Origin of the sequence: Curtobacterium sp. MCLR17_055 (assembly GCF_003234305.1) — a bacterium.
In the GTDB taxonomy this organism is placed as follows: domain Bacteria; phylum Actinomycetota; class Actinomycetes; order Actinomycetales; family Microbacteriaceae; genus Curtobacterium; species Curtobacterium flaccumfaciens.
Window position 1 is genome coordinate 162,416 of sequence record NZ_QKSX01000006.1, and the last position, 19,065, is coordinate 181,480.

Annotated in this window: 24 protein-coding genes; 2 read left to right on the forward strand and 22 right to left on the reverse strand. The window is 72.0% G+C overall.

Annotated features, from left to right (window positions below; genetic code table 11):
- Positions 1 to 74: 74 nt before the first annotated feature.
- The 6 genes from DEJ09_RS07325 to DEJ09_RS07350 all read right to left on the reverse strand — a co-directional run bounded on the left by DEJ09_RS07325 (position 75) and on the right by DEJ09_RS07350 (position 3,960).
- On the reverse strand, positions 75 to 1,430 hold the full coding sequence (locus tag DEJ09_RS07325; RefSeq protein ID WP_111088067.1) for a hypothetical protein: 1,356 nt from the start codon (positions 1,428 to 1,430) through the stop codon (positions 75 to 77).
- Between the two features lie 22 nt (positions 1,431 to 1,452).
- On the reverse strand, positions 1,453 to 2,172 hold the full coding sequence (locus DEJ09_RS07330; protein WP_111088068.1) for a GAP family protein: 720 nt from the start codon (positions 2,170 to 2,172) through the stop codon (positions 1,453 to 1,455).
- An 80-nt stretch (positions 2,173 to 2,252) separates the two neighbouring features.
- Positions 2,253 to 2,747, reverse strand: a complete 495-nt coding sequence (locus DEJ09_RS07335) for a DUF1269 domain-containing protein (protein WP_111088069.1) — start codon at positions 2,745 to 2,747, stop codon at positions 2,253 to 2,255.
- 41 nt (positions 2,748 to 2,788) lie between these two features.
- Positions 2,789 to 3,097: an SHOCT domain-containing protein gene (locus DEJ09_RS07340; RefSeq protein ID WP_111088070.1), complete on the reverse strand. Its 309-nt coding sequence runs from the start codon at positions 3,095 to 3,097 to the stop codon at positions 2,789 to 2,791.
- Positions 3,098 to 3,108: 11 nt separating this feature from the next.
- Positions 3,109 to 3,537 carry a DUF6325 family protein gene (locus tag DEJ09_RS07345; RefSeq protein ID WP_111088071.1) on the reverse strand — a complete coding sequence of 143 codons (429 nt, stop codon included), beginning with the start codon at positions 3,535 to 3,537 and terminating at the stop codon, positions 3,109 to 3,111.
- Between the two features lie 3 nt (positions 3,538 to 3,540).
- On the reverse strand, positions 3,541 to 3,960 hold the full coding sequence (locus DEJ09_RS07350) for a PLD nuclease N-terminal domain-containing protein (RefSeq protein WP_111039534.1): 420 nt from the start codon (positions 3,958 to 3,960) through the stop codon (positions 3,541 to 3,543).
- Positions 3,961 to 4,106: 146 nt separating this feature from the next.
- On the opposite strand from DEJ09_RS07350, the gene DEJ09_RS07355 reads away from it, so the two are divergent.
- Together DEJ09_RS07355 and DEJ09_RS07360 are read left to right on the forward strand one after the other, a co-directional pair.
- Positions 4,107 to 5,483: a DUF1254 domain-containing protein gene (locus DEJ09_RS07355; protein ID WP_111088072.1), complete on the forward strand. Its 1,377-nt coding sequence runs from the start codon at positions 4,107 to 4,109 to the stop codon at positions 5,481 to 5,483.
- A 13-nt stretch (positions 5,484 to 5,496) separates the two neighbouring features.
- Positions 5,497 to 6,168: a GAP family protein gene (locus DEJ09_RS07360; RefSeq protein ID WP_111088073.1), complete on the forward strand. Its 672-nt coding sequence runs from the start codon at positions 5,497 to 5,499 to the stop codon at positions 6,166 to 6,168.
- A 47-nt stretch (positions 6,169 to 6,215) separates the two neighbouring features.
- On the opposite strand, the gene DEJ09_RS18075 is transcribed toward DEJ09_RS07360, so the two are convergent.
- From DEJ09_RS18075 to fliD, 16 genes are all read right to left on the reverse strand, one after another.
- A complete protein-coding gene (locus tag DEJ09_RS18075) occupies positions 6,216 to 6,389 on the reverse strand; it encodes a hypothetical protein (protein WP_181433297.1) in 174 nt (57 codons plus the stop codon).
- 187 nt (positions 6,390 to 6,576) lie between these two features.
- A complete protein-coding gene (locus tag DEJ09_RS07365) occupies positions 6,577 to 7,752 on the reverse strand; it encodes a flagellar hook protein FlgE (protein WP_110863826.1) in 1,176 nt (391 codons plus the stop codon).
- Between the two features lie 70 nt (positions 7,753 to 7,822).
- Complete coding sequence (locus DEJ09_RS07370; protein WP_071403921.1) at positions 7,823 to 8,266, reverse strand: flagellar hook assembly protein FlgD; 444 nt, start codon at positions 8,264 to 8,266, stop codon at positions 7,823 to 7,825.
- Positions 8,267 to 8,291: 25 nt separating this feature from the next.
- Positions 8,292 to 9,683 (reverse strand): flagellar hook-length control protein FliK, encoded by a 1,392-nt coding sequence (locus tag DEJ09_RS07375; RefSeq protein ID WP_111088074.1) that lies wholly within the window; start codon positions 9,681 to 9,683, stop codon positions 8,292 to 8,294.
- Positions 9,680 to 10,417: a C40 family peptidase gene (locus DEJ09_RS07380; RefSeq protein WP_111088075.1), complete on the reverse strand. Its 738-nt coding sequence runs from the start codon at positions 10,415 to 10,417 to the stop codon at positions 9,680 to 9,682. The genes DEJ09_RS07375 and DEJ09_RS07380 overlap by 4 nt, the downstream gene beginning before the upstream one ends.
- On the reverse strand, positions 10,414 to 10,845 hold the full coding sequence (locus tag DEJ09_RS07385) for a flagellar FliJ family protein (RefSeq protein WP_111088076.1): 432 nt from the start codon (positions 10,843 to 10,845) through the stop codon (positions 10,414 to 10,416). The genes DEJ09_RS07380 and DEJ09_RS07385 overlap by 4 nt, the downstream gene beginning before the upstream one ends.
- Positions 10,845 to 12,188 carry a FliI/YscN family ATPase gene (locus tag DEJ09_RS07390; protein WP_111088077.1) on the reverse strand — a complete coding sequence of 448 codons (1,344 nt, stop codon included), beginning with the start codon at positions 12,186 to 12,188 and terminating at the stop codon, positions 10,845 to 10,847. The genes DEJ09_RS07385 and DEJ09_RS07390 overlap by 1 nt, the downstream gene beginning before the upstream one ends.
- Positions 12,185 to 12,850 (reverse strand): hypothetical protein, encoded by a 666-nt coding sequence (locus DEJ09_RS07395; protein ID WP_111088078.1) that lies wholly within the window; start codon positions 12,848 to 12,850, stop codon positions 12,185 to 12,187. Before DEJ09_RS07395 ends, DEJ09_RS07390 begins: the two co-directional genes overlap by 4 nt.
- Positions 12,843 to 13,895, reverse strand: coding sequence for a flagellar motor switch protein FliG (fliG, locus tag DEJ09_RS07400; protein WP_244993480.1), 1,053 nt, complete (start codon positions 13,893 to 13,895; stop codon positions 12,843 to 12,845). Before fliG ends, DEJ09_RS07395 begins: the two co-directional genes overlap by 8 nt.
- Positions 13,892 to 15,562 (reverse strand): flagellar basal-body MS-ring/collar protein FliF, encoded by a 1,671-nt coding sequence (gene fliF, locus DEJ09_RS07405; RefSeq protein WP_111088079.1) that lies wholly within the window; start codon positions 15,560 to 15,562, stop codon positions 13,892 to 13,894. Before fliF ends, fliG begins: the two co-directional genes overlap by 4 nt.
- Positions 15,562 to 15,903: a flagellar hook-basal body complex protein FliE gene (gene fliE / locus DEJ09_RS07410; protein ID WP_027465513.1), complete on the reverse strand. Its 342-nt coding sequence runs from the start codon at positions 15,901 to 15,903 to the stop codon at positions 15,562 to 15,564. The genes fliF and fliE overlap by 1 nt, the downstream gene beginning before the upstream one ends.
- The gene (locus DEJ09_RS07415; RefSeq protein ID WP_017886136.1) at positions 15,903 to 16,298 is read right to left on the reverse strand and encodes a flagellar basal body rod protein FlgC; all 396 of its coding nucleotides are present in this window, start codon (positions 16,296 to 16,298) and stop codon (positions 15,903 to 15,905) included. Before DEJ09_RS07415 ends, fliE begins: the two co-directional genes overlap by 1 nt.
- Entirely contained in the window at positions 16,295 to 16,639 is a 345-nt protein-coding gene (locus tag DEJ09_RS07420; protein ID WP_017886135.1) for a flagellar basal body protein, read from the reverse strand. Before DEJ09_RS07420 ends, DEJ09_RS07415 begins: the two co-directional genes overlap by 4 nt.
- A 238-nt stretch (positions 16,640 to 16,877) precedes the next feature.
- Complete coding sequence (locus DEJ09_RS07425) at positions 16,878 to 17,180, reverse strand: hypothetical protein (RefSeq protein ID WP_111088080.1); 303 nt, start codon at positions 17,178 to 17,180, stop codon at positions 16,878 to 16,880.
- On the reverse strand, positions 17,170 to 17,643 hold the full coding sequence (gene fliS, locus DEJ09_RS07430; RefSeq protein ID WP_084740422.1) for a flagellar export chaperone FliS: 474 nt from the start codon (positions 17,641 to 17,643) through the stop codon (positions 17,170 to 17,172). The genes DEJ09_RS07425 and fliS overlap by 11 nt, the downstream gene beginning before the upstream one ends.
- 11 nt (positions 17,644 to 17,654) lie before the next feature.
- Positions 17,655 to 19,043 (reverse strand): flagellar filament capping protein FliD, encoded by a 1,389-nt coding sequence (fliD, locus tag DEJ09_RS07435; protein WP_258373824.1) that lies wholly within the window; start codon positions 19,041 to 19,043, stop codon positions 17,655 to 17,657.
- Between the last annotated feature and the right edge of the window lie 22 nt (positions 19,044 to 19,065).

A 19,065-nucleotide genomic window follows, 5' to 3' on the forward strand; every position in this document is an offset into this window, starting at 1 on the left:
AGCGTGGTGCTTCCAGAACGGCATCGTGCCCTCTCCCTGCTGCCGGGATGCGCTGCGCACCACCACGTCGGACGCTAGTGAGCGGACGAGGGCGCGGGATCGTCCGTTCCGGGTGAGACCCCGGTGCGCGGCGCCGAGGGTCGCCCGACGAGTTCGGTGGCGGCGACGACGACGAGCGCAGCCACTAGCGTCCAGGCGATGAGCCCGGGGGTGAGCGGACGGTGCGTCACGATGACCGCGGCCGCTGCGATCGCGAGCAGTGTCCGGATGACGACGCGTCCCCGCCAGACCAGCACGCCGACCCGCCCCGTCGACAGACCACGTCGTTCTGCGGCGGCACGCAGCGATCCCGCGGCGCGGACGAACGACCCGCGCACCGTCCGCGCGGACGACGACGAGCCCGCGTACCACGCGACGAGTGCGACGGACAGGGCGAGGACCGTTCCGGCGACGGCGGCGCTCGCGACGAAGGCGACCACGCTGTCGTAGATCGTCCGAGCGGCGTTCCTGGGCATCAGGTCAGGGGCAAGGGCGTGGACGGTCAGCACCCGCCCGACCCCGACGGCGACCAGGGTCACGATCATCGTCACGGCGACGCCGACCGCTGCGAGCGTGAGCGCGCGTGCTCGTCGGGTTGCCGTGACGACGCCGAGTCCGATGGTGGCGACCAGGATCCACGGCAGCCACCCGGCCACGATCTGCACCACCGCGAACGCTGTCTGCGCCCGCACCGCGGCGTCCGAGGTCGCGATCACGAGAGTCCGGTCGACGCTCGGGATCCGCACCGCGAACGTGAGCCCGCGCTCGATCAGTCGACTCTTCACCTCGGCGACGACCGGACCGAGCTGGATGCCGATCGCGCCGTCTCCACCGATGGAAACGGCGGCGTCCCGGTCTCCTCGCAGGGAGGCGACCATCTGGGTGTGCCCGGTCCGCAGGAGCCGGTCCCAGAGCTCGGCGAACTGCTCGGACGCCACGAACCGGTCGACGGTGCTGGTGATCAGTCCCTCGATGCCGGCGGTCGCAGGCGCCTGCAGCGCGCCCAGCGCGTCCTTCGCGCGTGGTGGGAGGTCGAGCTGGGCGATCCCGTCGAAGACCGTTCCGGTGAGCTGCGACACGTCGAGTCGCTCGTTGATCACCGCGACCGTCCTCGATGCGACGAGGGCCTGCACCGAGCCGTCGTGAGCGAGCGGGGCGAACGTCTCCACGAAGGCCTCGGTCGAGGACGCTTCGCGCTCGGCCCAGACGGCGACCACCGTCACGGGGGCGAGCAGCGCGCCGATGATGATCAGCGCGGCAGCGGGGACGGCCCGTCGCCAGCGCCGTCGTGGTCCAGGGTGGGTCGACGTTCCGTCGCGGGCAGCCAACCGCGCACGGAGTGCGGCGTTCTCAGCGCGGAGGGTCGTGAGTTCGTCGGCGGTGCTGGTCATGGATGCGCCCTTCGACGTGGCGTCACGGGATGAGCGCTGCGAGGGCCTTCTGCAGTTGCAGCGCACCGATGACGAGGATGAGGAGACCGTTCAGGACGCTGGTGTGCCCGGCGATCCAGGTCCGGAGTCCTTCGAGGACCGGTGCGGCCGCGGCGCCACGGACCGCGACGAAGCACACCGGGACGGCGATCGGTGCCACGCCGACGACGACGAACCCGACGGCGACCGCTGCACCGGCAGCCGTGCCCACCGGTGCACTCGCGATGTCGAGCCCGGCGATGATCGCGCACGAGGCGTCGACCGGATTGAGGACGAACAGTCCGAAGCCGAGCGCGAACGACCGTCCCGGGGTGAACTCGCTGACCCGTTGCAACCAGCCGGGGAGCTGTGGAGCAGCGGCAGCGATCTGCTCAGGAGTCGCAGCGGCGGCCATCTTCCGCAGGTCCTTGCCGCCGCGACGGAACACCCACACGGCGGTGAGCAGGAGGACGAGCGCGATCACGAGCCGGACCAGGGCGAACCAGGACGACGTGTCCGTCCGTGGGTGGAAGTCGACCGCGGTGAACACCGCGACCGACACCCCGACCCCGACGATCACACCCAGCAGCCAGCCGGCGGAGTAGGCGATGCCGTTGGCACGGTTCCGCCGGGACAGCAGCTCCGCGACGAGGGCCATGATCGCCAGCGGGCTCAGGAGGATACCGAGCGCCGGGGCGATGAGGTCGGCGATGAGTACGCCCATGGCCCGGACCCTTCCGTGTCGTCGGAGGAGATGGTGACGCGCCGCCCGTCCAGGACCGGCGGCGCGTCACCGGAGGGAGCTCAGCGAGCACCCGTCATGTCGTGCGCGAGTTCGTGTTCGTCGGCCTCGGACAGCGACGTCTGCACGACCGCGCCGCCGAACCGGGAGAGCGCCTCGCCGAACTTGTCCTCGGTGATCTTGGTCGCGTAGACCACGACCGCGGACCGCCCGTCCGCGACCGCGGACTTCACGCGGTCGCGGAACTCCGCGTTCAGGCCGGTCTTGTCCAGTCCGGCGAAGAGGGCGCCGAGCGCCCCGCCGATGACCAGGCCGAAGAACGGCACGAAGAACAGCAGGCCCAGGAGCGTGCCGAAGAGCGCTCCCCCGGCTGCGCCGGCGCCCACGTTCCCGACCGGTCCCGGGGTCTCGACGTGTGTCTTGCCCTTGTCGTCGACGTGCACGAGTGCGAGGCCGGCGAGCTCGACCACGAGGTCGTCCTGCAACTGCTGGATCTCGTCGTACGCTGCGGTGGCTCGGGCGTCGTCGTCGAACGAGATGACGATGAGGTCTGCCATGGTGTTCCTTCCGTTGGGTGGTTCGGTGGTGTCGGTCGTGGTCAGCCGGCGAGGAGCCGCTGTTTCGCGGCTGCGAACTCCGCGTCGTCGAGCAGCCCCTGCTGGTGCATCTGGCCGAGCCGTTCCAGCTCGCGCAGCAGGTTCCCGCCGTCGTCCCGCGGTGCCGGGGGCGTCGGTGGGACGGGAACGGTCTGTTCGGCGTCCCAGGCGTCGGCAGCTGCACGCTCCTGCGCGGCTGCCTGCTGGTGGGTGCGGATCGCGCCGCCCACCGCGCCGGCGGTACCGGCCACGACCGCGGTGCGAGCGGCGAGGCCGAGGAGTCCGGGTCGACCGAAACGTCTGAACAACATGGTCGTCGCTCCTAGCCGATGTGTGCCGTGGCGGCGAGTTCGTTGAGCTCCGGTGCCGGGATGCGCGCGCTCCAGAGCAGCTGCCCACCGCTCGCGGCGAACCGTTCGGCGAGGGCTTTCTCCCAGACGTGCTCGACGACGACGATCGCCGCCGAGGTCCCGGGTGCCAACGAGTCGGCGATCTCGTCCACGTCGTCGTTGGCGGCGAGACCACGAGCCTCGAGCACGATCGGTCCGGCGAGCCCGGGGTCCGTGACGTCGTCGATCTCGCGCACCCGGACGGAGCCGTCAGGAGCGCGACTGATCAGCAGGATGTCGAGGAGCCGCAGGGTGTCCGTCGCGATCAGGTCGGTGAGCGCCCCGAGGACGGCACGGTCCGGCAGGTTGCCGTCGTGGAGGACCACGAAGGCTTCGGCGGGACCGTAGGTGAACGTGCGCATCGCTCACACCGCCCCGGCGGTCGCGGACGTGCGCGTCGTGCTGAGGGCGTGTGCCTTGATGCTCGCGAACTCGCTCGACGTTATCGTCCCCGCGTCGAGCAGTGCCTGGGCCTTCGCGATCTCGTCAGCCGGTGACGTCCCGGCGACCTGCCGGATGTACCCCTCGGCAGCCTGCTGGTCCTGGTGTGCCGCTCGAGCACTCCGCTCGGCCATGCCCCGGCCGCGCGCGATGAGGTAGACGAACACCGTCAGGAACGGGACGAACACGAGGAACAGCACCCACACGGCCTTCCACCACCCGCTCAGCTCGCGGTCCCGGAACAGGTCGGCGATGACCGAGAAAAGCGCCATGAGCGCCGCGACGAACGTGAATGCCAAGAATGCGTACCAGACGATCGCCCAGAACGTGGTCCAGAAGTCCATGGTCGGTTCCCTCCGCGGTTGATGGGAGCAGGTCTACCCGGCCGGCCGGGCCCGCAGGACCACCCCAACGGGGTGATCCGGTCGGCGGGTCTGGCTCACCCACCCCGGGTGATGCCGTGCACGGCGGAGACGACGACGATCCGGGGATGACCACTGACGTCTCGCCCACGGCCGCCGACATCCCGCCCCGCGAGGACCTCGCAGGGATCTTCGACGAACTCGACCACCAGCTCGCGTGCCAGGCGTACCTCTGGGCGCTGCCGATCGTGTCCTACGCCCAGTGGCGGACACAGCACCGCGACGTCTTCGGCGCGACCGACCACGACCTCGTCCGCTACCTCACCTACCAGGACCGGCTCGGCTTGATCACCGCGAACGCGACGACGCCGTACATCCTGAACTTCTTCGACCTGTCCGCGACCGGCCCGCTGGTGATCGAGCTCCCACCCGGCCCGACTGCCGGCGGGATCTCCGACTTCTGGCAACGGGAGGTCGCGGTGCTGGGTGAGATGGGAGCGGACGCCGGTCGAGGCGGGACGACCCTCGTGGTCGGACCGGGCCAGGACGTCCCCGACCACCCGTCGGACTGGACGGTCGTCGAGAGCACCGGTGTCAACGTGATGTTCGGCTTCCGGACCCTCGACCCCGACCCGGATCGGAGCGCGTCCCTCGCCGAGGCGGTGCGCGTCCATCCGCTCGCGGTGCACGCGGATCCACCGACCACGCGGCTGGTCTCCCCCGGTGGCCGGCGATGGTCGGGTGACCAGCCACGCGGCATCGCCTACTGGGAACGGTTGCACGAGATCTACCAGACCGAGGTCGTCGACGAACGCGACCGGTTCTTCCTCGCCGTGCTGCGCCAGCTCGGCATCGAACCCGGCACGCCGTTCGCGCCCGACGACCGCCTGCGGCGCATCCTCGAGCGGGCAACCGTCGACGGCGAGCGGATGGCGCAGGCGAACACCTTCGCCAAGCGGTTCCCGGGAGCGAAGTACTGGCCGGACCGGCAGTGGGACACCGCGGTCGTCCTGACCAACTCGTCCCAGCGCGGGCCCTGGTACGACGAGCTGCTCGAGCGGGCTTCCTGGTTCTACGAAGCGGTGAGCTTCTCGGCTGCGATGAAGAGCACGGTCCCGGGCAAGGGCCAGGCCTACCTCGGCGCGTACGTCGACGCGGACGGTGCCTGGCTCGACGGGGGCGTCGACTACACGCTCACCGTTCCTGCCGACGTGCCCGCCGCCCTCTTCTGGTCGGTCACCGTCTACGACGTCGCCACACGGTGCCTCATCGACAACGAGCAGCAGCGCGGTGACCGGGGCAGTCGCGACGACGACCTCGTGACCGAACCGGACGGCTCCGTCGTGCTGCACTTCGGGCCGACCGAACCCGCCGCAGGAGCCAGCAACTGGGTGCAGACCATCCCCGGGCGGCACTGGTTCTCGTACCTGCGGTTCTACGGCCCCCTCGAGCCCTACTTCGACCGCACCTGGAAGGCCGGGGACGTCACCAGGACGACCTCGTGATCGGTGTCGACGCATGCTCGCGACGATCGGACAGATGCTGCCCCTCGTCATCGCGGGTGCCCTGAGCTCCGTCCCCGTCATCGGCGTGCTCACGCTGCTCCTGGGTGGGCGCGGCGCCGGTCCCGCCGTGCTCTACACAGCGGGTTACACCTCGGGCGTCTTCGTCGTCACGGTCGTCATGACCGCCGTGTTCGGATCGGTGGTGGTGCCGGCGCTGCACGTCCGGGCGGCGCCGCTGCTCGGCGCACTGGAGATGCTCCTCGGCGCCGTGTCGGCAGCCGCGGGCGTCGTGCTGCTCCGCCGACCTGCGGGACCGGGCGGGAACGGAGCGACGGGCCGACTCACGCGGTTGCTCGCGACCGTGCGACCGGCCGTCGCGTTCGCCGTCGGCGCGCTGCTCGCGTTCCGGCCGAAGGCGTTGCTCCTCGCCGGCGGTCTCGGGATCGTCCTCGGGTCCGCGCACGTGCCGTCGGTGCCGGCGGTGGTGCTGCTCGGCGGCGCCGCCCTCGTGACCACGAGCACGGTGAGCGGCCCCGTCGTGTTCGCACTCGTCCGAGCCGACCAGGCGCGCGCCGGCCTCGAGGCGGTCCGCGCCTGGATGGCCCGCAACGCCAGGACGGTCACCGTGGTCGTCCTCGTGCTGAACGGGACCGTGTTCTTCGGGAACGGGCTCGGACGCCTCTGACGAACGGGAGCGCGCCGTTCCGGACCGGGGTCACCGGTCCGGTTCGGTCAGACGTCCGAGAGCCGCCGCCCGGTCAGCGCGTCGTTCCAGCTCGTGCGGCCGCCGGGAGCACGCGACTCGTGCACGCCGTCGTGGCCGCGTGGTCGATCACACCGCCAGCGGTCGAAGACGCTGCAGCAGCGGTGGTCGGACTGGTGGTCGGTGTCGTGGTTCTCGCGCATCGCACCGATGAGACGTGGCGACGCACCCTTTCGTCACGAACGGTCGCCGAACTCCCTGCACCACGAACGATGGTGAGCAGGAACGGTCGAGTCCCCCTTCAGTACCCGACCGTTCCTGCTCACCAAGCGCCCGCAACCCGCGACCCGCGACCGCGACCCGCGACGCGCGCCCGCGAGCCCCCCGCGCCTAGCGCTTCAGGTTTGTGAGCTCCTGCAGCACCTCGTCCGAGGTGGTGATGATGCGGGCGTTCGCCTGGAACCCGCGCTGCGCCACGATCAGGTTCGTGAACTCCTGCGACAGGTCGACGTTCGACATCTCGAGCGTCCCCGCCGCGAGCGAACCGACGCCCGCCGAGCCGGGGCCGCCGACCGTCGCCCCGCCCGAGTTCGCCGTGGCGCGGTAGCCCGACGCCCCGGTCTTCTCGAGGCCGGCCGGGTTGGCGAACGTGGCGAGGGCGATGCGGCCGAGCGCGAGCGACGCGCCGTTCGAGAACGTGCCGGTGACGGTGCCGTCCTTCGAGATCGAGTAGCCCTGCAGCGCGCCGGCCTCGCGGCCGTTCTGCGAGCCGATCGCCGCGGTGTTGAGCGAGGCGAACCCGGTCAGGTCGCCCATGTCGACCCGGATGCCCCCGACGGCGAGGGTGCCGCCGGCGGTCAGCTTGCCGTCGGTGCCGAAGGTCAGCGAGGTCGTCGCCGTGGTGCCCTGGCCGTTGCGCCCGGTGACGTCCCAGCCGTCGGCGGTGCGCGTGTAGGCGAGCGACATCGTGTGCTTGGCACCCGAGGCGTCGTACACGGTGGCCTCGCGGGTGATGGTCTGGCCGACGGCGGTCTCGGACGGCAGGTTGCCGGCGACGGTGGCGGCGGTGGTGCGGACCGCCGGGGCCGCTGCTTCGAGCGGCAGCGTGATGTCGGACAGCTGGCCGTTCTCGTTGACGACGCCGTTCGTGGCCGGGTAGCCCTGCACGATCTTGCCGTCGGCGGTGACCAGGCGGCCGTTGGCGTCGAAGTCGAACGCACCGGCGCGGGTGTAGACGGTGTCGTTGCCCAGGCGGGTGACGAAGAACCCGTCGCCCGAGATCATCAGGTCGGTGGCCTTGCCGGTGGCCTGCGCCGAGCCCTGCGAGAAGTTCGTGGAGACCCCGGCGACCTGCACGCCGAGGCCGATCTGGGCCGGGTTCGTGCCGCCGATGCCGGTCTGCGGTCCCCCGGCACCCTGGGTCATCTGCGACAGGGTGTCCTGGAACACGGTGGTCGACGACTTGAAGCCGACGGTGTTCACGTTGGCGATGTTGTTGCCGGTGACGTCGAGCATCTGCTGGTGGGAGCGGAGGCCGGAGATCCCGGAGTAGAGCGAGCGGAGCATGGTGCGTCCTTTCGGAGAGGCAGGAAGAGCGAGGAAGTACGAGGAAGAGCGAGGAAGGGAGGAGCGGGCGTCAGGACGCCGGAGCGGTGGTGGTGATGCCGGAGATCACGTCGAGAGCGACCTCCTTCCCGTTCACGGTGACCGTGGGCACGCTGTTCGCGTACGACACGGCCGAGGCGGTCCCGGTGACGGACTTGCCCGAGTCGGCGTCGGTGTAGCTGACCTGCTTGCCGACGAGGTTCGCTGCGGCGATGCGCATCTGGAGCGAGAAGTTCTCGTTCCCCGTCGTGGTCTGGTTGGTGATCTGCTCCATCATCGCGAGCTGCGTCTGCTGGCCGATCATCTGGTTGGTGTCCATCGGCGACGACGGGTCCTGGTTGCGCAGCTGCGTGACGAGCAGCTTCATGAAGACCTCGGAGTCCATCGTCTGGGACTTCTGGGCGGTGGAGTTCGCGGCGAGGGCCGCGGCCTGCGCGGTCGGGTCGACGCTGCCGGTGATGCCGTCGATGGGCATGGTGCGTTCCTGTTCGTGAGCCGGATCAGGCGAGGACGTCGAGTCCCGCGGTGCGGATGGAGGGCGTGTGGGCGGTGGGCTGCGTGCGCGGGGTGACCCGCGCCTCCAGGCCGGGGTCGCCAGGCAGCGCACGCGCGGCCGGGCGCTCGTCGCGACCCGGCGAGTCCTGCGGCTGGTTCTGCGACGACAGGTCGAGCGTGGTGCTCACACCGGTGCCGGCCGCGTCGCGCCGCAGGTCCGGCAGGACCTGGCGGACGGCCTCGCGGCCGGCGTCCGACGCGGCGAACAGCTCGACGTGCATGCCGTGGGCGGTGACGTGCGCGCGGACCGTGACCGGGCCGAGGCTGTCCGGCACGACCTGCACCGTGACGACGTGCTCGCCGGGGCCGGCCTGTGCGAGCGAGAACACCGGTCGCGCCAGCTGCTGGGCGAGCGGTGCCGGGGCCGGCGCGGTCGCCGCGGCGGGCGGCGTCGTCGACATGACGAACGGCGTCTCGCCACCGCGGCTGGGGGCGACGGCCGGGAGGCCCGGATCACCCGGCGTCGACGCCTGCTGCTCCGTCCCGTGGCCGGCTCGGGAGCCGGTGCCGGCTGCCGGGGCGGCGGCCGCCACGACCGGCGCCTGAGCAGGGGTCACGGTGGCGGTGTCGCCGTCGGCGGTGCGGGAGGCGGCGGGGGCCGCGATCGCGGGAGCGGCGGTCGGGGCGGTGGTCGCCGGGTCGCTCGTGGCCCTGGTCGTCGACGCAGCGGTCGTCGCGGGGGTGGCGTCGGCGACGGTCGTCGCGGCAGCGGCCGGAGACACGGTGCCGGCGGGCGTCACGGCAGGCGTCGCCGCGGCGGCGGTCGCCGGCCGGGTCGTCGCAGCGGCAGCCGTCTCCGGTGCCACGCCCGACGCCGGTGCCTGCTGCGGGGTCGCCGTGGCGGGGGCGGTGGTCGGCGCCGCAGTCGACGGGACCGGCGTCGACGTGTCCCCCTCCACCGACGGCGGTGTCGTGGTCGTGGTGTTGGTCGTTCCGGCGGTCACCCCTGCGGCCACGACGGCGTGTGGGCCGTCGGCGGAGGTCTCGGCGGCGCGGCTGGCCGGAGCGATCGGTGCGGCCACGGCCACGAGTCCGGCGGCGAGCAGCGCCTGCGCGTCGACGGGCGCTGCGTCGCTCGGCACCGCCTGGTCCGACGCGGACGTGGCCGCAGACGTGGACGGCGTAACGGCGGTGCCCGGCGTCGCAGCCGAGCCGTCCGCCGTGCGGCCGTCGGCGTCGTCCCGCCCGGCACCACCGTCGCCGGCTCGCCGCTCGGTCGCGACGGCGGCGGTCAGTGCCGCACCGAAGGACCCGGCAGCCGCGGGGTCGGACGATGCACCCCGGGTGGAGCCCGGTGCGGTGGGCACGGACGGCTGGGTGGCGATGGTCAGGCTCATGCGGCGCTCCCGGACTGCATCATGGACAGCAGCGCGGCGGTCTGCAGGTCGGTCGCGGAACGCGCTGCCGAGGCGGTCGGCGCGGCGACGGCCGCCGGGGCCGCCTGGGCGGGGACGATCCGGCGGATGGTCGCGATGTCGCCGTCGGAGTACCAGTTGTCGACGATCCGGACGTCCTTGCCGGGGCGCGGCGCGTGCAGCACCTTGCCGTCGCCGACGTAGATGACGACGTGGCCCTCACCCTTCGGGATGATCAGGTCGCCGGGCTGCGCGTCCTTCAGGGAGCCGACCTCGACGCCCATCTTCGCCTGGTCCGGCACGACCCGGGGCATCGTGACCCCGAGGTCCTTGAAGACCGTCTGCACCAGGCCCGAGCAGTCCATGCCCGCGGTCGTCTCCCCGCCGAACACGTACGGCACGCCGAGGTACTTCTTCGCGTCGGCCACGACGTCGGCCCCGGTGGCACCGCTGCCGGTGGCGAGGGTGCCGGCCCCGGCGTCGACCGAGGTCGCCGGGGCACGGGTGGCCGTCGGGGTCGTTGCGGCGGTCGCACCGGCAGCGCTCGCGGCACCGGTCGTGCCGTCGGCGGTGGCGAGGGCATCGGCGAAGGCCGACGATCCCGCGGCACCGCTGGTGGCGGAGGCGCTCGGGGCAGCCGTGGCCGTCCCGCCGCGCAGCGTGTCGATCTGGGACCGGATCTCCGAGATCCGGGAGAGCACCGCTTCGACGCTCATCGGGCACGACCTTCCGTGCGGCGTCGTGCCGCGATCTCGTCGAGGGCGTTCTGTTCGGTCCGGAGTTCCTCGGCCGCCTGCTGCTCGGTGTGCTTGCCCTCGAGCTTCTCGAGGCCGACGGCGGCACGACGGGCGGCGGTGTAGTCCTGCTGCGCCCGGTCGGCGTCGGCACGGCGGTTCTGCACCACGGCGTCGAGCTCCTCGAGCATCCCGCGGGTCGCGGCACGGGCTGCGGCGACGGCGCTCAGGGTGGCGGCGTCCTGGATCGGCTGGGCGTCCTCACTGTCGGCGAGGCTGCGGCGTGCGGCGATCCGGGCGTCGGCGGCGTCACGGACGCGCTCGTTCGCGGCGGCCAGTGTGGCGGCGGCACGGTCCTGTTCGGTGTGGCGCAGGCGCAGGAGCCCGGCGAGCGGGAAACGGCGGGCCATCACGACACCCCCAGCTGCTGCACGAGGCCGCCGAGGCGCTGCCAGGACGCATCAGCCGTGGCCCGCTCGTCCATCCCCTGGCGCAGGAACGCGTCGATCGGTCCCTGGTGGTCGACGGCGGCGTCCACGAGCGGGTTCGACCCGCGCTGGTACGCACCGACGTCGAGCAGGTCCTGGGCACCGGCTCGGGCGGCCATCACCTTCCGCAGCACGGTGGCGGCGGCACGCTGCTCGGGTCGGGTGACCTTCGAGGCGACGCGGGACACCGAGCCGAGGGCGTCGACCGACGGGAAGTGCCCGGTGATCGCGAGCTTGCGGTCGAGCACGACGTGGCCGTCCAGGATGCTGCGGGCGGCGTCGGCGATCGGCTCGTTGTGGTCGTCGCCGTCGACGAGCACGGTGTACATGCCCGTGATGCTGCCGACGCGGTCGGTCCCCGCACGCTCGAGCAGTCCGGCGAGCACCGAGAACGTCGACGGCGGGTAGCCCCGGGTGGCCGGCGGTTCCCCCACCGACAGGCCGATCTCACGCTGCGCCATCGCGACGCGGGTGAGCGAGTCCATCATGAGCACGACGTCCTGCCCGGCATCGCGGAACGACTCGGCGATGCGGGTGGCGACGAACGCGGCACGCAGGCGCATGAGCGCCGGCTCGTCGGAGGTCGACACCACGACGATCGAGCGGGCGAGCCCCTCGGGTCCCAGGTCGTCCTCCAGGAACTCGCGCACCTCGCGGCCGCGCTCCCCCACCAGGGCGATGACGTTGACGGCCGCGTCGCTCCCGCGCGCGATCATCGACAGCAGCGACGACTTGCCCACGCCGGACCCGGCGAACAGGCCCATGCGCTGCCCGCGGCCGACGGTGGTCAGGGTGTCGAGCACGCGGACGCCGAGCTGCATCGGCGTGTCGATGCGGGTCCGGGCCATCGCGTTCGGGGTGTCGTGGTCGAGCGGGACCCAGGTGACCGGTCCGCCGCCGGGGCCCTCGAGCGGCCCGCGGTCGTCGATCGGTCGGCCGAGTCCGTCGAGCACGCGGCCGAACAGACCGGATCCGGTCGGCACGAGCACCGGGCGGCCGGTCGGACGCGCCGGGGTGCCCGCGGTCACGCCGGTCAGGCGGCCGAGCGGCATGCAGCGGACGCCCGAGGCATCGGTGGCGACGACCTCGACCGCGGTCTGTTCGCCGTCCTCGGCGCCGACCGTGACGACCTCGCCGACGCGGGCGTCGAGCCCGGCGATCGTGAGCCCCAGGCCGACGGCGCTCGTGACGACACCGACCCGCTGGGGTGCGGCCCGCAGGAGCGCCTCGTCGAGACCGCGCGGACGGAGCAGCGTGGCGGTCACCGGTCGGCTCCCGTCGCGTCGACACCGAGGGCGGTGCGGGCGCGGTCGAGCGCCGTGGCGATGCAGGCGTCGAGCATGCCGTCCGGCAGGTCGACGACGGCGTCGCCGTCGCGCAGGGCACCGTCGGCGACGACCGGCACCGGCAGGTCGAGGCCGGCGACGCGCGCGGCGTCCCCCGGGCTCAGCCGGACGGCCACCGGGACCGTGCGGTCGACGGACGCGAGCGCCCGCCGGACGGTGGCCTCGGCGCCGGACGCGATCCGGGCCTCCCGGCTGCCCGGTCCGTCGGCGACGGTCGCGTCGTGTGCGGGCCTGGAGGCGCGGACCACGTTGCCGACGATCGCCTCGGCCAGGTCGACTGCCGCACTCGCGACCGACGCCTCGGCGTCCGCCAGGACGGGGGCGACCGTGGACAGCATGGCGTTCGTGGCGGCGTCGAGGACCGCGATCCGGCGGGCCGTGTCGGCCTGCAGCGCGGTGATCCGCGCGGCGTGCTCGGCCTCGAGCCGGGCGCGCAGGGCGTCGGTCTCGGCCTGCGCGGCCCGCAGGCCGGCGGTGTACCCGGCCGCGTGCCCGCGGACGTCCGCGCTCGACGCGCGCTCGCGTCCGGCGGGGTCGGCGAGCACCGGGAAGGCGACGCGGTGCACGACGGTGTCAGTCAACGAGCTCGTCCTCCTCGGCGCGGTGCACGGTGACGACGCCCTGGGCCTCGAGCTCGCGCACGGAGCGGACGACCTCGGCGCGGGCTTCCTCGACCTGCGAGACGCGGACCGGGCCCATGGCCTGCAGTTCGTCGTCGAGCAGTTCGCGGTTGCGCTCGGACACGTTCGCGCGGATGGTTTCGACGACGGGTCCGGCTGCGCCCTTCATGGCGGTCGCGAGGATCTTCGAGTCGATGCCGCGCAGCACCTGCTGGATGTCGCGGGACTCGAGCTTCACGATGTCCTCGAAGGTGAGCATGCGGGAGCGGATGTCCTCGGCGAGCTCCGGGTCCCGGGCTTCGAGTCCCTCGAGCACGGCCTTCTCGGTGGCGACGTCCGAGCGGTTGATGATGTCGACCAGGGGCGCGATGCCACCGACGACCTCGACGCTCTCACGCGGCGACACGACGGCCCCGGCGCGCTGGCGCAGCACACCGGCGACGATGCCGACGGCCTCGGGGGTCGCGCTGCCCATGGTGGCGAAGGCCTGGGCGACGTCGGTGCGGACACGCTCGTCGATCCCGGCGAGCACGGCACTGGCCTGCCCGGGGCCCAGGTGGGCGAGCACGAGGGCGATCGTCTGCGGCAGCTCGCCCTCGAGCAGGGAGATGACCTGGCCGGGTTCGGCGTCGTCGAGGAAGTCGAACGACTGGCCGGCGAGGTTCGAGGCCAGACGGTCCATCACGCCGGCGGCCCGCTCAGCGCCGAACGACGCCTCGAGCAGCCCGAGGGCGGTCTCCTTGCCACCGCGCTTCTGCAGCCGGCCGCTCATCGTGATCCGGTGGAACTCCGACAGCGTCTGGTCGACGACGGTGTCCTCGACGCGGCGCATCCGGACGATCTCGGCGGAGATCTCCTCGGCCTCCATCTCGGTGAACTGCTTCATCACCTCGGCGGCGCGGTCGGTCTCCATCTGCATGAGGATGAGCGCGACCTTCTGCGCACCGGTCAGGGCACGGTCGCTCGGACCGGAGCCGCCGCCGGGGCTCGGCATGAGCGCGCTCACACCGGTGCCCGGTCGTCCAGGAGCCCGCGCAGGAGCTCGGCGGTGCGCTTCGGGTCGCGCTCGGCCAGGGCGGAGATGTCCTGACGGCGGCGCTCGGCGGTGATCTCCTCGGTCGTGAGCACCTCGGTGGGGGCGTCGCCGGCGGGCATCGCCGACAGCACGGCGGTCGGGGCGTCACCGGCACCGAGCGTCGCCCGGTCGTCGACGCCGTCCATCGCGAGGGGCAGCTGGAACGTCTCGCCGGCGAAGGCGTCGAGCTCGCCGAGGTCGACGGCCTCGCGCTCCTGCTTCCGGTTGCGGCGGGCGACGAAGAACATGATCGCGATGACGGCGAGGACGATGCCGATCACGATGCCGGCGGTGCGGATCGACGACCACAGTGCTTCCTGCTGGTCGGCCTTCTGCTGGGCTTCCAGGGCCTTGGCGGCCTGGTCGGAGGCGCTCGTGTCGAAGTCCATCATCGCGACCTTGACCTGGTCGCCACGGTCCTGGTCGACACCCGCGGCGGCGGACACCAGGTCGTTGATGCTCTGCAGGTTCGCGTTCTGCACGGCGGCGGCCTTCGAGTTCAGCGCGACCGAGATGGTCTGCCGGTCGAGCCCGCCCGAGGGGATCTGCGTGGTCTCGGTGGTGTGGTCGACGGCGTTGTTCTTCGTCGCCGACTCGTTCTTGTACCCGTCGTCGCCGGCGCCGCTCGTCGCGGTGCCGTTCGGGACGGCGATGTTGTCCGGACCGAGGACCCCCGTCGCGCCGCTCCCCGCGCCGGAGCCCGCGCCGTACTCCTCGGTGGTGCTCGACTCGTTCAGTGCGACCGGACCCGAGGTCGGGCTCGTGTAGCTCTCGGACGTCCGGGTGCCGGACTCCTGGTTCATCGTCCCGGAGACCACGACGGTCGCGTTGCCGACGCCGAGCGTGGTGTCGAGCAGGTCCTGGATCTTCTTGCTCGTCGCCGCGTCGTAGTCGGCGGCCTGGTCCGCGCCGCTACCGGTCGCACCGGTGCCGACGGCGGACAGGGTCTGGCCCTTCGCGTCGACGACCGAGACGTCGGTGGGCTGCATGCCCTCGACCGAGGCGCTCGTCAGGTGCACGATGGCCTGCACCTGGTCGGTGCTGAGCTGCGTGCCGTTGTCGGTCGCGATGAACACCGACGCGGTCGGGTCCTTCTCCTCGGAGACGAACACCGACTTCTCCGGGATCGCGAGCTGCACGGTGGCGGTCTGCACGCCGTCCATCGCACCGATGGTCTTGGCGAGCTCGCCCTCCATCGCGCGCTTGTAGGTGACGTCCTGCTGGAACTCCGAGCTCGTCACGCCCATCTTGTCGAGGAGCGAGTATCCGCCCTCGTTCGACGACGGGAGGCCGTTCGACGCCGCCTTGAGCCGCTCCGAGTACACCTGCGCCTGCGGCACGAGGATCGTCGCGCCGCCGTCGGTGAGCTGGAACGGCACACCGTCGGTCTGCAGCTGGTCCGTGATGGAGCTCGCGTCGGCCGCGGCGAGCCCGGTGAAGAGCGGCGCGTAGGACGCCTTGCCGAGCCAGGACGCGAGGGCGATCCCACCGAGCACGAGCGCCGCGATCGCCAGGATCGCGATGGTGCGCTGGGCGGCGGAGAAGCCCTTCACGTAGGCGCTGAGGCGCGCGAAGACGTTCTTGACGGCGACGGGCATCAGGCCTGCATCCTCATGATCTCGTTGAAGGCGTCGACGCCCTTGTTGCGGACGGCGGAGACGAGCTCGAGCGTGACCTGCGCGCGGGTGGCGGCGATCGTGGCGTCGTGGATGTCGTCGAGGTTGCCGGTCACGGCCTTGAGCGCGAGGGTCTTCGAGTCGCTCTGCAACGACTGCAGCCCGTCGACGGCGTTGCCGAGGCTCGCGGCGAACCCGCTGCCGTCGGTCGTCGCGCCGGCGGCACCGGTCGCGTTCGTGCTGTCGCTGGACGTCCCCGACACACTCGTCAGGGCGTTCGTCATCGCGTTGGTGGTCACACCGTTCACGGCGTCGATGGGCATCAGTTCTTCCCGATCTGCAGTGCCGCCTCGTAGGCGGTCTTGGCACGGTCGACCACGGCGGCGTTCGCCTGGTAGCCGCGCTGAGCCATGATGAGGTCCGCCATCTGCGTGCCGAGGTCGATGTCGGGCATGCGGACGTAGCCCTCCTCGTTCGCGAGCGGGTTGTCCGGGTCGTAGGTCACCCGGCCGGCGGCGCTGCCGAACGCAGCGCCCTTGACGTAGGCGCCGGAGACACCGGCGCCCTCCTGCACCTCGACGTAGCGCGCCTGGAACGCGGTGTCGTCCATCGACTTCACGGTGTTCGCGTTCGCGATGTTGTCCGAGACGGCGTCGAGCCACTTCCGGTGCACGGTCAGGCCGGTGCTCGCGATGCCGATCGCGTCGAAGGTCGTCACGAGTTCGTCCGCATCGCCGCACGGACGCTGGTGAGCTCGGAGTTCATCGCCTGCGTGGCGAACTGGTACCGCAGCACGGTGTCGATGTTCGACAGCGTCTCCTCGTCGAGGTTGACGTTGTTGCCGTTCGTGTTCGTCGGCTCGAGGCTGCGCGCCATCGTCGGCGTGGTGGCGCCGTCGCCGTCCACGATCGACTTCGCCAGGGCGTCCTCGAACTGGACCTTCTCGGCGTGGTAGTTCGTCGTGTTGATGTTCGCGATGTTGTTCGCGATCACCTTCTGGCGCATCGACAGGCCGTCGAGTGCGCTCTGCAGCGCGACGCTCGTCACGGAATCGAACACGGGGGTCCCCTCGTCAGGCGGCGTCGGTGCGACGTCGCCGTGCGGTGGTGGCCGATCCCTGGCCGAACTGGTGAGCGATCCGTGCTCGAGTGGCGCTATCGGAGCCCGTCGTCCGCCGCGTTAGGCGTCGCCCCGAACGGGGGGCGGTGGGGGCTGTGGGCGGCGGAGCACCCGAGATGCGACAGAGCACCCGTCGATCGACGGGTGCTCTGTCGCAGAACTGGTGCGGGGGCGCGGGTCAGGCGGAAGCGTCGAGGTACACGGAGCCACGGGGCTCGCGCGTGGCATCGACGGCGCGCAGGGCACCGAGGTGCTCCAGCGTCGAGCGGCGGTCCGCCTCGAGCACCGTCATGCGGTCCCGCTGCGCGGCGAGCAGCCGGGAGGCCCGTCCCACCAGGTCCCGCGGCAGCGGTCCCAGCCCGGCCGGCTCCGACCACCCGGCCACGGCCGTGGAATCGGCCGCCTGCCCGGCCGCGTCGTGCTCCAGGGACGTGAGCAGGGCCTCCCATGCGGCTCGTTCTGCGGACGGCTCAGGCGACACCGAGGGCTCCCCCGGTCGGCTGCTGCGTGGCGGGCGTCGCGGGCAGCGACGCGGCTGCCTCGTGCCACGACTGACGCAGCGGTTCGAGGATCCGGATGCAGTCGCGGGTGGCCTGCACGTCGCGGTGCACGTTCGCCGTGATGAGCGACGTGGAGGCGTAGTTGTAGACGGCGAGCAGGCCCTCGCCGCCGTCCCAGACGTCGATCCGGAGGGTGCTCGAGAGCTCGCCGACGATCGCCTGGGCGTGCAGGAGCTGCTCGCGGGCCGCCTCCCAGTCGGCGGCGACCTGCGCGGCCTCGGCACGGTGCAGGTCGAGCAGCAGCCGGTCGTAGAGCATCGTCACGAGCTGGGCCGGCGTCGCCGACAGCACGGCCTCGTTCGTGTACTGGGCACGGCGCTGGTCGGTGACGGTGCGCGGCTGGGCGGCCTGGCGGAAGGCGGCTGCCTGGAAGTCGAAGGTCATGGTCGTTCCCGTCAGCTCGACGTCGAAGCGAGCTGGCTGGCGAGCCAGCTCGACTGCGACTGGAGCTTGCTGAGGCTGGTCTCGAGGGATGAGTAGAGGGTCTGCAGCGAGGCTCGGCGCATCGCCAGCCGGTCGGTCCAGCTGTCGATCTGGGTGGTGAGGTCCTTGGCGACGGCCTGCTGCCCGGTGATGGACGTGGTGACCGAGCCGTCGTACTTGTCGGACGCCGCGGTGGCCGCGGCGCCGACGTTCGCGGCGACCCCGGAGAGCATCGCCTGGGTGGCCTTCGGGTCGGTCGCGAGGGCCTTCTGGAAGACCTCGGGGTCGAAGGTGAACGTGCCGTCCTTCGTGATCACGATGCCGATCGTCGACGGGGACTTGCCGTCGACCGGGGCGGACATCGTGCTCGTGAGCCGCTGCACGGCGTCGCGGGACGCACCGTCGCCGAGCAGGACGCCGGCCTTCGTGGTCGTGGTGCCGGACGTCGCGCTGGTCGAGCTCGACACCGCGGTGTTCGTCTTGTAGTAGGCCGCGATCGCGTTCATCGCGTCGACGAGCCCGGAGGCGACGGACTGCGCCTTGGTGGTGTCCTGCGCGACCGTCACGGTGACGGGCTCGGTGGTGGCCTTCGAGACGGTGACGTCGACCCCGGGGACGAGACCGGTGAAGGTGTTCGTGGCGCTCGTGACCGTCTGCGCGGCGGCGGTGCCGGCCCAGAGGGTGACGCTGGCGTCGGTCGCCGCGGTGACGACGGCGGCACCGGTCTCGGTGAGGACGTTCGTCGCGGTGCCCGCTGCCGCGTCGTCGGCGCCGCCCCGGTACACCTGGAACCCGCCGGCCGCCCCGGTCTTGGCGGACGTGAGCTGCAGGCGGTAGAGCTTGGTGCCGTCGGCGTCGGTGCCGGCGGAGACCTTCGTCGCGGTGACGCCCGCACCGGACTTGTTCAGGGCGGACACGGCGTCGTCGAGCGAGCCGGACGCCGGCGTCACGGTGGTGGACTTCCCGTCCGTGCCGACGATCGTGATCGGCTGCGCACCGGTCGACCACGTCGACATCGCGGCCGTCACCCCGACCTGGGCCGCGGCGGTCGATCCGACGGTGAAGCTGATGGAGCCCGCGGTCGCTCCGGTACCGGTGACGGCGGTGACGCTCGGCGCGGTGCTCGTCGCGGCGAAGAGGTCGAGCGACGAGGCCTTCGCGGCGTCCGCGGCCTTCGTGGCGAGCCCCTGGATCAACCCGTTGAGCGTCTGCAGTGACGAGATGAACGAGTTGGTGGTGGTGAGCTTGTTCTTGAGCAGGGTCTGCGGGACCCCCTCGACGCTCATCAGCGAGTTGATGAGGTCGGTCGTCTTGAGACCGCTGACCAGACCGTCGATCGCGAGGCTGGTGCTCGATGACACGGACGAGGACATCGTCGACACT